Below are 13676 nucleotides of genomic sequence, written 5' to 3'. Positions count from 1 at the left end.
CTTTGAACCGCATTTAAGAACAGACATGAGATTTGACGAATTAAACTTAGAAGATGCGATTCTGGACGGACTGGATGCCATGAACTTTGAAGAGGCGACTCCGGTACAAGAACAGACGATTCCTGTTATTTTAGCTAAAAAAGATATTATAGCCTGTGCACAGACCGGCACAGGAAAGACAGCCGCCTATGTGTTGCCCATCATCAACGAACTGAGTAAAGGCGGTTTCCCCGACAATGCAGTCAATGCCATTATCATGGCGCCGACTCGCGAGTTAGCCCAACAAATCGACCAGCAGATTGCGGGTTTTACCTATTTTGTTCCCATTTCGGCTGTCGCTATTTATGGCGGAACAGACGGCGTTGCCTGGGAACAGCAGCGCCGCGGACTTGAAATGGGCGCCGACATTGTGATTGCAACTCCCGGACGACTGCTGTCGTACATCAAGCTCGGCACGGTCGATCTCTCGCAAGTCTCCTACTTCGTTCTCGACGAAGCCGACCGCATGCTTGATATGGGCTTTTACGACGACATCATGCAAATATACAAGCAGCTGCCGGCTTCCTGCCAGATTATTATGTTTTCGGCAACCATGCCGCCCAAAATCCGGACGCTGGCCGAAACCATTCTGAAGAATCCGGAAGAAATACAACTGGCTATTTCCCGTCCGCCGGAGACCATCTTGCAGACGGCTTATATCTGCTATGACACGCAGAAGATCAAGATTCTGGAAGATCTCTTCAGCAAGGCTCGCCCGCAGCGTGTGATCATCTTCGCTTCGGCCAAGGTCAAGGTGAAAGAACTGACGAATACCTTGCGGCGGATGAAGTTCAATGTGGCAGAGATGCATTCCGATCTCGAGCAGTCGCAGCGCGAAGAAGTAATGAAAGACTTCAAGAACGGAAAGATTGATATCCTGGTGGCGACAGATGTCGTCGCACGAGGCATCGATATCAATGATATCCGCCTGGTAGTAAACTTCGATATTCCACATGATCCTGAAGATTATGTACACCGCATCGGCCGTACCGCACGCGGCACAAACGGAGAAGGTTTGGCCATCACCTTTGTTTCGCCAGAAGAACAGACCGGATTCAAGCGTATTGAAGATTTCTTGGGCAAGGAAGTCTACAAAATCCCAATCGATCCGTCGTTCGGTGAAACACCTGAATACAAACCCGAAACCCGAACCCGGAAGAAAGGCCGGACACAGAAAAGCAGAAATACATCTTCACGAGGCCACAAACGCCCGTCACGCAAACCACAGAATTCATAAAACATGACAGAGGCGCGAAAACACAGCTGCTTGATACAACTCACCGTGCTTCCGCGCCTCTGCGCTTATGCTATCTCAAAACAACAGGTCTGACTTAACTCAAACCTTCAATCAGACCATTTACCAGATCAATATGCTTGGCCTGCGGTTCTTTAGGCAAACCCGGCATACGCATGATTTCACCCATAATGACGACAATCATCTCGGCTCCGTTGTTGATGACGACATCACGTACTTTCAACTCGAAGTCTTTCACATCGCCATAGGCTTTCGGATCCGATGAGAATGAATACTGCGTCTTGGCAATACAGATCGGGTAATGACTGATGCCCAGTTCATCGATCTGTTTCATCTTCTTCTCGGCCAATGTCGTATAAGTCACCATGCCAGCCCGATAAATACCTTTAGCTACTTTCTCGATCTTGGTACGGACCGAATCCGAATCTTCATAAGTGAACTTCAATGGAGCCGAAGGATGCTGTTCTATCGTATCGATCACCAGACGGGCCAGCTCTTCTCCGCCCTTTCCACCTTCAGCAAAGACCGTATTGAGGGCAAAGCCCACACCTTTTTCCCGGCAATGCTCGGCCACCAACGCAATCTCTTCGTCGGTATCGGTTGCAAAGCGGTTGAATGTCACGATTACCTGCTGACCGAAGCCTTGCAGATTGTCGATATGCCGGTCTAAGTTCTTCAGTCCATTCTTCAGGCCTTCCAGATTCTGCTGCTTGATGTCGGCTTCAGGCACACCGCCGTGTAACTTCAGGCTCTGTGCCGTTGCCACGATCACCGTCACTTTGGGCGACAGACCGGCTTTCCGGCATTTGATATTGAAGAATTTCTCCGCACCCAAGTCGGCACCGAAACCAGCTTCAGTAATTGTATAATCACCAAACGTCAGTCCCATCTTCGTCGCCAAGACCGAATTACAGCCATGAGCGATGTTGGCAAACGGACCGCCGTGAACAAAAGCTGCCGTGTTCTCTGTCGTCTGCACCAGGTTCGGCAGTAAGGCATCTTTCAGCAAGACAGTAATAGCTCCAGCCACACCCAGGTCGCGCACCGTGAAAGGCTTGTTCTCGTAGGTGTAACCTAACAGAATATTCCCGATGCGGCGCTTCAGGTCATCAATATCCGAAGCCAGACACAGGATTGCCATGATTTCGGAGGCCGGCGTAATGTCAAAACCGGTTTCCGTCGGGACACCGTTCGCACTTCCGCCCAGTCCGGTAACCACGTTACGCAGGCTGCGGTCGTTTACGTCGAGCACACGCTTCCACTTGATTTCCTTCAGTCCGATACAACTGTTGCGGTTCTGATAAATATAATTATCGAGCAACGCCGTGATCATGTTATGAGCCGACGTCACCGCATGGAAATCACCCGTAAAATGCAGGTTAATATTCTCCATCGGCAATACCTGCGAATAACCGCCGCCGGCCGCTCCGCCCTTCATACCGAAACACGGTCCTAACGAAGGCTCGCGCAGCGCGACTACGGCCTTTTTACCCAGCCGGTTCAAGGCCAGGGCCAGACCGATCGAGACGGTTGTTTTTCCTACACCCGCCTTGTTCGGTGTGATGGCAGTGACTAAGATCAGGTTATGTTCCTTCACCCGGGCATCATCAATCAGGTGAATCGGAATCTTCGCCATGTATTTACCATAGTTCTGCACTTCTTCCCGTGGGATTCCCAACTGAGTCGCCACTTCCTTGATCTTCTTCAGAGGAGTCTCTCTTGCTATTTCAATGTCTGTTTTCATACAACTTATTATAGGCTAATTTCTCGGCAAAAGTACACAAAATCCGCCAGCAGTCCATACTGCCCGTCCGTACATCGCCTTTTATTCATCATAACAAATTAGAAGCCAGTTCCGACAACTGACTGCGTTCGCCTTTCACCAGATTGATGTGAGCGAACAGGTCCTGCCCTTTCATCTTGTCAACCATATACGCCAATCCGTTACTCTGCGCATCCAGATACGGAGAGTCGATCTGCTGGATATCACCGGTGAAGACCATCTTCGTTCCTTCGCCGGCACGCGTGATGATCGTCTTGATCTCGTGCGGCGTCAGGTTCTGGGCTTCATCCACGATGAAGTAGGTTTCCGAAAGACTTCGTCCGCGGATAAAGGCCAAGGCTTCGATCACCAGCTGATTGCTCTTCTGCATCTCGTCGAGACGGCGGGCTTCAGCGCCATTCACCGGAATCTGTCCTTTAATCACATTCAGGTTATCAAACAAGGGTTGCATATACGGAGCTACTTTCTGTTTCTCGTCGCCCGGCAAGAATCCCAAGTCTTTATTGGCAAGAGCTACAATCGGACGGGCCAACAGAACCTGCTTATACAGATCGGCCTGCTTCAGTGCTGATGCCAAAGCCAACAAGGTCTTTCCTGTTCCGGCTTTTCCCGTAAGAGCCACCAACTTGATTTCCGGATCATTCAGTACTTCGAAGGCAAAGCTCTGCTCGGCATTCCGCGGCTGGATACCGTAGTTCGTACTCTTGTCAACCCGTTTGATCTTATGCGAGAACGGATTGAAGCGTGCCAACACCGAGTTGCGCTCGCTCTTCAAGATAAAGCAGTCGTTGGCCGACAACTTGGCACTCAAGTCGAGCTCGTCGGCATCAATACCTGCCGGGTTCGCATAAATACGGTCAATCAGTTCCGGATCAATACCCTCATACGTTTCTTGCGAGCGCTCGAAGATATCCACGTTTGTCACCTTGTCGGTGATGTAATCTTCTACCTTAATACCCAACGAGCGGGCCTTCATACGCAGATTGACATCCTTTGTCACCAGGATAGTCTGCATATCCGGATACTGCTGCGCCACGAAGAGCGTACACGACAGGATACGATGGTCGGCTGTCTTCTCAGAAAAGGCCTTTGCCACGGCATCCTGATACGGATCGCCCGTCACTACATGCAGCATTCCCAAATTCGGCCCTAATGAAGCGCCTTTGGTAAACAGATCGTTGGTGATGATCAGATCCAGTTCGCGCACAAACTCACGCGCATTATAATTGATTTGCTCGCTCCCTTTCTTGAAGCGGTCCAACTCTTCCAGTACGACAATCGGCAGATAAATATCGTTTTCCTGAAAATTCTCTATACACTTGTAATCATGTAGGATGACATTTGTGTCAAGCACGAAATTCTTTTTTGTTCCCATGGCTCTTCTCTTTTTATACGTTCAACAATCATTAGGAACGTTTGGAAAGCTGACGAGCTTTATCCTGAAGCGTTTCTATATTTAGATAACCAGTTTCAGGACCCAAATGTTCACTCATTCATTCACTTATGCCATCATCAACCACAATGGAAATAGGTTTCAACCAGTTCGAGCATCTTCCGCTCGTTGTCGGTCACCTTACTCCGGATATTCTCGTCTTTAAAAGCCTTCAGACGGGCGATGATACTGTCAATCATTCCCGGACTGAACACATTGTATTCCTCATATACCGCACGCTGTTCCTCCAGACATTTCGATGAGGCCACACAGCTGTCCGGCAATTGCTTCAGCTTCGCCAGTTTATCCTTGTTCTCTTTCTTATGAATATTGACGTTGACATACGTCTGCTCGGCTATTTCCAAGGCATTCTCCATCTCGAAACCATGACGGCAGGCGACAGCCAGACTGGCAATCAGCAGATAGACATCCGCAGAGCCATCCGGTGAGCGCATTTCTACCGTCTGCTTCTGCGTCGTATCATAAGTAGCCGATGTACTGGCCGGATTAATCTGTCCGCACATATCTTTTCCTCCCGACCAGCCTAACGGCACACGTACCAGAACCGAACGGTTACGGTCGCCCCAGCAAATATTAGTCGGAGCTTCCTGATGCGGAACCAAGCGGAAATAAGAAGTCGGATTAGTATTGCCAAAGGCTGTAATCGAAGGAGCCAGATCCATCATACCGGCGATAGCCTTACGGGCTGTTTCCGAAATAACGCCTTCTTGCAGCATCTGGTTCTTGCCGTCTTTCATCATCCGCATGTGAATGTGCAAACCGGAGCCAGCCTTACCGATACTGATCTTTGGTGCGAAGGTTACATTCAAACCTAAGTTATAAGCTTCGTTGCGGATCACCCACTTGGCAACCATCAACTGATCGGCCGCGTCTTCAGCAGCAACCGGCAGGAATTCGATCTCATTCTGTTCGAAGTTCAGTCCGTCATCCGAGAAGTTTCCTACTTCACTATGACCATATTTGATCTGTCCGCCACAACGAGCTATCTTCAACATGCAGTTGGTGCGGAAGTCATTATTCTTGGCAAACGGAGCTGATTCATGATAACCCCGCTGATCAACAGCCGGGAAGTCATCCTGAGCCTCGTCTATCACATAAAACTCCAGCTCGCCCATGGCCTGAAACTCCATACCTGTCACCTTTCGGAAAGATTCGCAGGCCTTATGCAACACATATTCCGGCGAACTGTCCAATAACTCGCCGTCTTTATTGAAGTACGAGCACAACATCGTTACGGTTTTCTCCTCAGCAAACGGATCGACAAAAGCCGTACGATATCTCGGGATGACATACAAGTCGCTACTGCTTGCCTCGATAAAGGGGAAAAGGCTGGAACCATCCACCCGTTCGCCGCAGCTGAGTATCTCATCCAGATAGGCCAGGTCGTTCACCACAAAGTTTAAAGTCTTCAGCCGGCCGTCTCCGCCGGGATACATGAAATTAACCATGTCAATATCATTTTCCGCGATAAAGCGTTTGATATCTTCTTTCGTAAACTGAGAAGCCGGCTTCTTCAAATAAGCTACCAGCTCATTTTTGTTCAATGCTAAACTGTTATCCATCACTAACTAAATTACTAAGGTTATACTAATATCGATTCGATTTGTTTCAATTCATCTGTAGAAAAGTCAAGGTGGTTCAATGTTTTGAGGTTATCATCAAGCTGAGCAACCGAGCTGGCGCCAATCAGAACGCTCGTCACCCGCTTGTCACGCAGAATCCAGGCCAAAGCCATTTCGGCCAATGTCTGTCCGCGTTGTGCCGCCAATTCATTCAGCCGGGCAGCACGGGCGATCTTATCGGCCGTTACTTGTTCCCGTTTCAGATGCCCGGTCGGTTTCGCGGCTCTCGAATTTTCAGGAATGCCCTGCAAATATTTATCCGTAAGCAAGCCCTGGGCCAGCGGAGAAAAGGCGATCATCCCGACTCCTTCATCGTCGAGAACAGACAATAATTCCGGTTCCACCCAACGGTCGAACATCGAATAACGCGCCTGATGAATCAGACAATGCACCTTATACTCCTTCAGTACGGCCAGAGCAGCCCGCGTCTGTTCCGGATTATAATTGGAAATGCCCACATACAACGCCTTGCCTTGGCGTACGATATCGGCCAGCGCGCCCATCGTTTCCTCGATCGGTGTCAGCGGATCAGGGCGATGCGAATAGAAGATATCCACATATTCCAGTTCCATCCGTTTCAGACTCTGATCGAGACTTGCCATCAGGTATTTCCGGCTGCCCCAGTTTCCGTACGGTCCCGGCCACATATCGTAACCCGCCTTCGTCGAGATCAGCAACTCATCCCGATAAGCCCCTAAGCCTTTACGCAGAATCCGGCCAAAATTCTCTTCAGCCGAACCGTAAACCGGCCCGTAATTATTGGCTAAATCAAAATGAGTGATGCCCTGATCAAAAGCCCGAAAAGCAATCTGCTTAAATTGTTCGAACACATCCACACTCCCGAAATTATGCCACAAGCCCAACGAAATGGCAGGAAGTAGCAGTCCGCTCTTTCCACACCGGCGATACGACATCTGCTCATACCGTTGCTTGTCTGCTAAATACATATCCATGGTATTTATCGTTTAAATAATTTATAAATCCTGCACCTGGCAGATAACTTCACAAATCTAAAGATTTTTCTCGGGAAACAAAACGTATCGGAGAAAATCTAAGCATCATCGTGCAATCTTTCTTCCGGTACTGCCTTTTTCCCTGCAGACGATTCACCTGCTTCTGCCTGGCAACTAAGGGAAAGAGTATATAGTTTTAACTTTCCGACGACCGGCGGAATAGTTTCCTCCGATCGTCGGAACAGTTTCCGGCGTTCGACGGAAAGTTGTCCTCCGACCGTAGGAAAGATAATATCTCTGCGGATCCGGACCAATAGCTGGTGATAAAGCGGCTTATTGTTAAGCAGCTAACGACCAATCCCTCTGCTCCACAGAAACGCCCATGCTTATAATTTGCAAAGCACGATTGACTATTCTCCTTTTTTTATTACATTTGCAATTCATTTTGATTAGTCAGGTTTAGATTATCAAACAATATGAGAAAAATAGTATTATCAGCATTCCTTTTATTGACCATGTTCTGCAGCTTCGGACAAACTTCGAGCAAGAAAGTTTGCCGCTTAGGGTTCACCTACGATATCAGCAAGAACAGCAACTGGGGAAAGAATGATCTGGTTGTGACATCAGTAAAACCTTATTCCAACGCCGAGAAGGCCGGAATCCAACCGTATGACATCATTACCCATATCGAAGATATTCCCGTATCGAGTGTCTCCAAGGATGAAATTATCCAATTGCTGAATCCGGCCAACAAACGGAATATCATGCTTACCATCAAGTCGACCTCCACTCCTTCGCGGGAAGTGATCCTGAATAAAGAATGTAAGCCGATCAATGAAATCAGCGAGGATCAGTTAGCCATGGCTTTCAACATGTACAGCCTTGAAACGACTTCGGTTCGAGAATTCGTTTGTCCGTTCAAGACGATCGTGACGACTGATACGGTCGATTTTGCCCAGTTTCATACCTACAAGTTTGCTGCTTCCGAAGAAAACACGAAGCTGGAAGCAGACATTAACCAGGTTATTGAAAAGGAACTGACCAAGAAAGGTTTTACGAGCGATAACCAAAAGCCGGACTTCCTTGTACAGACGTTTTATTACTTCGACAAGAATCCGAATTACGTCGGGCCGAGTCCGATCAAATTAAAACAGCCGGTGTACCGTTTCAACATCAATCGCAACAAGATGGAAAAGGTTCCGTTCCTCGAACCCTCAGCTTCCGAATCAGAAGCCGCCTATCTGTTGCAGCTCGGTATCCGCATCATCGATCAGAAAGTCAGCGCCGGGCGCGTCTTATGGGAATGCGAAGCCAACGAATTACTGGAAGAAGCCTATCATCTGGAAGAATATGCGCAGATCCATGTACCGCTCATGCTGATGCAATTCCCGTACCTGAAGAACAAGAAGAATGTACATTTCATCGTCAGTCAGTGTTCTTATAACTACACAGGTATCAACTACAACATGGATAAACTGAGTTCGGTTGTTTCCGTCGACCGCAATTCGCCGGCCTACGAAGCCGGAGTCCGGGCAAAAGATGTTATTGAAGGTATCGAAGGACAAAGCACGGATTATTCGATTGAAGAATTCACCGCAGCGTACCGTCAGTTTATTACCAATACGATGACATTGAGAAACCCCGACACCCGGTTTACCGACAGCAAAGGTTTCAGCCGGTGCATGTATTGGGATGCGTTTAAATATCCGCAAGTGACCAAGGCCATTCAAAATCCGAATAACCTGACGGCCTTTGCCTACTTATATTACTTTGCTCCGTATATCAATCCGACGAGCAATAACGCTATTACGTTTTATGTCAAACAGGGAAGTGAACGGAAGAAGATCATTATCCGTCCGACTATCCGTACTGGCATCACTATTGAATTAAAATAAACAGCAAACAAGATTTAACGTGATATATCCTTCTAATTTTGAGCAAAAGACGGGCTTTGACAAAGTTCGTCTTTTGGTTTCAGACAAATGCCTGAGTCCGCTGGGCAAAGAGAGAGTCGCAGACATGTCCTTTTCAACGGACTTCGCCTTCATCAGTAATGAACTCGATTTAGTAGACGAGTTTGTAAAGATACAACAGGGCGAGACCGATTTTCCCGCCAACTACTTTTTCGACGTACGTTATTCACTGAAGCGTATCCGCCCGGAAGGAACCTGGATGGACGAGAAAGAATTATTTGATCTGAAGCGCTCATTACAGACCATACACGACATTATCCGCTTCTTCCAGCCGGACGAAGACGGGGAAATCAAATATCCGGCACTGACGGCCCTGGCCGGTGATATACTGGTCTTTCCGCAATTGGTGGGCCGCATTGATACGATCCTCGACAAGTTCGGGAAAGTGAAAGACAGTGCCTCACCCGAATTGCAGACGATCCGCCGCGAGATGACGATTACGATGAGTAACATCTCCCTGAACCTGCAATCCATCCTGCGGGCAGCCCAAAGCGAAGGCGTTGTAGACAAAGACGTAACGCCCACCATGCGCGACGGGCGTCTGATGATTCCGGTAGCACCGGCATTCAAACGGAAGATTAAAGGTATCGTACACGACGAATCAGCCAGCGGTAAAACCGTCTTTATCGAACCGGAAAGCGTAGTGGAAGCCAACAACCGCATCCGCGAACTGGAAGGAGAAGAGAAACGGGAGATTATCCGTATCCTGACGGACTTTACCAACTTTGTCCGTCCGCTGGTTCCGGATATCCTTCAGTCGTATGAATTCCTGGCAGACATTGATTTCATCCGGGCCAAGGCTCTTTTTGCTATCGAAATACAAGGAATTCGTCCGGTCGTGGAAGACAAACAGCAGCTCGACTGGGCGCGGGCCATTCATCCCCTGCTCTATCTTTCCCTAAAGAAGCAGCATAAAGAAGTTGTCCCCTTGGACATTGAACTGACAGCCGAGAAACGTCTGCTGATCATCTCGGGTCCGAATGCCGGAGGTAAGTCAGTCTGCCTGAAAACCGTCGGTCTGTTGCAATACATGCTGCAGTGCGGTTTGCTGGTTCCGATGCACGAAAGTTCGCGGACCGGCTTATTCGAACATCTGTTTATCGACATCGGCGACGAGCAGAGCATCGAAAACGACCTGAGTACGTATTCATCGCACCTGACGCACATGAAATACTTTGTCCGGAACTGCAACGAACGGACCATCCTGCTAATAGATGAATTCGGAAGCGGTACGGAACCGCAGATCGGAGGCGCCATTGCCGAAGCCTTGCTCAACCGCTTCAACCAGCATAAGAGTTTTGGCGTAATCACAACGCACTACCAGAACTTGAAGCATTTCGCCGAAGACACACCGGGAATCGTCAACGGAGCGATGCTGTATGACCGCCATCTGATGCAGCCTTTATTCAAGCTGGCGATCGGAAACCCGGGCAGTTCATTCGCCATCGAGATTGCCCGGAAGATCGGATTGCCGGAAGATGTCATTGCCGAAGCAACCGAAAAGGTCGGCATGGATTATATCAACATGGATAAATACCTGCAGGACATCGTACGCGACAAGCGTTATTGGGAAAGCAAACGGCAGAATATCCGCCAGCGGGAAAAGAAACTGGAAGACATCATTGCCCGGTATGAGAAAGACTTGGCTGAAGTAAACAGCCAGCGGAAGGAAATCGTACGTGAAGCCAAAGCGGAAGCCGCCCGCATTTTATCAGAGGCCAATGCCAAGATAGAAAATACGATCCGCGAGATCAAGGAAGCACAGGCAGAGAAAGAACGGACCAAACAGGCCCGGCAGGAATTACAGTCGTTTAAAGACTCGGTCAGCGATGCCCAGGAAGAAGACGACAAGCTGGCACGCAAGATGGCCAAACTGAAGGAACGCGCCGAACGGAAGAAACAGAAACAGAAAGCCAGCGCACAGCCGGAATTTAACCGGGATGTGATTGAAGTAGGCGATTCTGTCCGGCTGAAAGGCCAGACTTCGGTCGGCACCGTGTTGGAATTGCAGGAAAAGCAGGCAACCGTCGCCTTCGGGATGATCAAGAGCACCGTTAAACTGGATCGGCTGGAGAAAGTCAGCAAGAACCAGATCAAGAAGGAAATACAGAAAAGTACATTCGTCAGTGAGCAGACCTCCGAACAGATGCATGAAAAACGTCTTCATTTCAAGCAGGAGATTGACGTCCGTGGTATGCGGGGCGACGAAGCCTTGCAGACAGTCACGTATTTCATTGATGATGCCATCCAGGTTGGAGCCCAGCAGGTTCGTATCCTGCACGGGACAGGAACCGGTATTCTGCGGCAATTAATCCGGGAATATCTTCGTACCGTTCCAGGCGTCAAGAACTTTCACGACGAACATGTCCAGTTTGGAGGTGCGGGAATTACTGTAGTTGAATTAGAATAATACAGGCAGAACCATGAATCGGAAAGAATTAATCAGCCGGAAACAACGCCGGAGTGCCAACCGGAGGCTGGCAGAACATTATAAATATGTAGGAGAAGAGCAGCTCAAGACGTCTATCAACCTGATATCTTATAATAAGCTGGCTGTTAAAAAGCAACCGGTTTCTCCCCGGCAAGTTTCTTTCCAGAAACTCTGCCATACGCCGGATACACACTGGCTGGAGATTAACGGACTGGCCGATGCCGATATCATCACGCAGATTGTAAAAGACTTCGGGTTGCATAATATTGATGCGAAAGACATTCTGACGCCTCAGCATATCGCTAAGGTAGAACTGTATGGAGACCGGACGCTGATTATCCTGAATGCCTGCTATTACGATGGATCGACCGAGCTGCATACCGAACATATCTGTCTGCTGGTAGCCGGCAATACCATTGTCACCTTTAAGGAAGGCGACTCCTATTCTATCTTCGACGGCGTAAAGAAGGCTATCGACGAGAACTTGTTAGATATCCGGGCCAATGGAACGGGACAGCTCCTCATTCATCTGCTGAATGCCATCACTTCCAGCCTGGTGGAAGCGGCGACACAGACCGAGGAAATGCTGGAAGATATCGAAGAGTTACTACTCGATATCCATAATATCCCGGCCAACACGGGGCAATTGATCTTAGGACGCAGGAAAGAATCCATCACCATCCGCAAGAACGCTCAGCCGCTCAAGGAACAATTCATCAAACTGTCGAAGAATCCGGCACTCATCTCATCTGAACTGCTGCCGCTGTTCAACGATGTGTATGACCAAATCCTGTTTACGCTGCAAACGACAGAAAGCTGCCGTGAAATCATCTCCTCGCTGGTCGATCTCTACATTTCCAACAATGACTTGCGGATGAATGCCATCATGAAACGGCTTACAGTAGTATCGACAATCTTCATTCCGCTGACGTTCCTGGCAGGTATCTGGGGGATGAATTTCCAGTTCATGCCGGAGTTAAGCTGGAAATACGGGTATCTTTTCGCTTGGATAGTGATGTTACTGGCCGGCCTCATTTCCTGGTTATACTTACGCAGGAAAGACTGGAATTGATCAATCGTCGGAGAACGGAAGATACAACTGTTCCCAACGGGCGGATAAGTCAGTTTCACCCACCGGATTGGATACAGCCAGACCAATCAGACGGATGGGATGATGTGAATAGTCAATCTGTTTCATCAGCCTTTTGGCCAACGGCAGGATATCATTCAGTTGGACGAGTTCTTTCGTAAAACGCATACTGCGGGTCTTCATCTCGAAGTCGTCGAACTTGATCTTGAGGGTTAATGTATCTCCCCGGAAATTCTTACGGGCAATCCGTTCCATCAGCTCCGTGGCTACGTGGTACAATTCAATCACTACACTCGAAGAAGCCGTTATGTCCCGCTCAAGTGTATGCTCACAACCGATGGATTTCCGGATCCGTTCTGCCACAACCGGACGGTCGTCTTCACCGTGGGCGAAAGCATAATACAGCAAACCGGCTTTCCCAAACTGCCGCACCAGCATTTCCTGAGAACAGTCTCTTAACTGCAAGCCGGTATGAATGCCTAACAGATGCATCTTCCGAGCCGTCACCGGACCGACTCCCCAAAACGATTCAACAGGCAAAGAAGCAATAAAGTCGAGAGCCTGATCCGGATGAATCGTACACAAGCCATCCGGTTTCCGGTAATCAGAAGCGACTTTGGCCAGGAACTTATTATACGATACACCGGCCGAAGCGATCAAATGGCACCGTTTATGGATTTCTTCCTTGATTGCCTTGGCGATATCAACCGCTAAGGGAATATCCTTCTTATTCTCCGTTACATCCAAAAACGCCTCATCCAACGAGATCGGTTCAATCAGATCCGTGTACTGATGAAAGATTTCGTGTATCTGGGCAGAAACTTCCTTGTAAACATCCATATGGCCCGGGACAAAGACCAACTGCGGACACAATTTCTTGGCCTTTTGAGAAGACATGGCCGATCGGACACCATATTTCCGGGCCTCATAACTGGCAGCCGCTACAACACCTCGCTGCTCTTCATGCTCAACCGCAACAGGTTTCCCTTTCAGCTCAGGATGATCTCGCTGCTCAATGGAAGCATAAAAGGCATCCATATCAATATGAATTATCTTTCTCCATGTCATCTTTACATA

At 48.7% G+C, this 13676-nt stretch carries 9 protein-coding genes; 4 read left to right on the top strand and 5 right to left on the bottom strand.

The window, feature by feature from the left end; genetic code table 11:
- The first annotated feature begins 25 nt into the window (after positions 1-25).
- Positions 26-1276, top strand: coding sequence for a DEAD/DEAH box helicase (locus NEE14_RS02470; RefSeq protein ID WP_251968262.1), 1251 nt, complete (start codon positions 26-28; stop codon positions 1274-1276).
- 94 nt (positions 1277-1370) lie between these two features.
- On the opposite strand, the gene NEE14_RS02465 is transcribed toward NEE14_RS02470, so the two are convergent.
- From NEE14_RS02465 to mgrA, 4 genes are all read right to left on the bottom strand, one after another.
- The gene (locus NEE14_RS02465) at positions 1371-3038 is read right to left on the bottom strand and encodes a formate--tetrahydrofolate ligase (protein ID WP_251968261.1); all 1668 of its coding nucleotides are present in this window, start codon (positions 3036-3038) and stop codon (positions 1371-1373) included.
- Between the two features lie 88 nt (positions 3039-3126).
- Positions 3127-4452, bottom strand: a complete 1326-nt coding sequence (locus NEE14_RS02460; RefSeq protein WP_251968260.1) for a PhoH family protein — start codon at positions 4450-4452, stop codon at positions 3127-3129.
- A 137-nt stretch (positions 4453-4589) separates the two neighbouring features.
- The gene (locus NEE14_RS02455) at positions 4590-6092 is read right to left on the bottom strand and encodes a glutamine synthetase family protein (protein ID WP_251968259.1); all 1503 of its coding nucleotides are present in this window, start codon (positions 6090-6092) and stop codon (positions 4590-4592) included.
- 20 nt (positions 6093-6112) lie between these two features.
- Positions 6113-7105, bottom strand: a complete 993-nt coding sequence (gene mgrA / locus NEE14_RS02450) for an L-glyceraldehyde 3-phosphate reductase (RefSeq protein WP_251968258.1) — start codon at positions 7103-7105, stop codon at positions 6113-6115.
- A 476-nt stretch (positions 7106-7581) separates the two neighbouring features.
- On the opposite strand from mgrA, the gene NEE14_RS02445 reads away from it, so the two are divergent.
- From NEE14_RS02445 to corA, 3 genes are read left to right on the top strand one after another with little or no spacing between them, the layout of a single operon-like run.
- Positions 7582-9000: a DUF4136 domain-containing protein gene (locus NEE14_RS02445; RefSeq protein WP_251968257.1), complete on the top strand. Its 1419-nt coding sequence runs from the start codon at positions 7582-7584 to the stop codon at positions 8998-9000.
- Between the two features lie 19 nt (positions 9001-9019).
- Entirely contained in the window at positions 9020-11488 is a 2469-nt protein-coding gene (locus NEE14_RS02440; protein ID WP_251968256.1) for an endonuclease MutS2, read from the top strand.
- 13 nt (positions 11489-11501) lie between these two features.
- Positions 11502-12581: a magnesium/cobalt transporter CorA gene (corA, locus tag NEE14_RS02435; RefSeq protein ID WP_251968255.1), complete on the top strand. Its 1080-nt coding sequence runs from the start codon at positions 11502-11504 to the stop codon at positions 12579-12581.
- Here the strand turns inward: corA and dinB are convergent, their stop codons facing one another.
- Entirely contained in the window at positions 12582-13667 is a 1086-nt protein-coding gene (gene dinB / locus NEE14_RS02430; protein WP_251968254.1) for a DNA polymerase IV, read from the bottom strand. It abuts the gene before it with no gap.
- Between the last annotated feature and the right edge of the window lie 9 nt (positions 13668-13676).

It is taken from the genome of Parabacteroides sp. AD58 (genome assembly GCF_023744375.2).
In the GTDB taxonomy this organism is placed as follows: Bacteria; Bacteroidota; Bacteroidia; order Bacteroidales; family Tannerellaceae; genus Parabacteroides; species Parabacteroides absconsus.
This window is presented reverse-complemented; position numbering and strand designations above follow the sequence as displayed.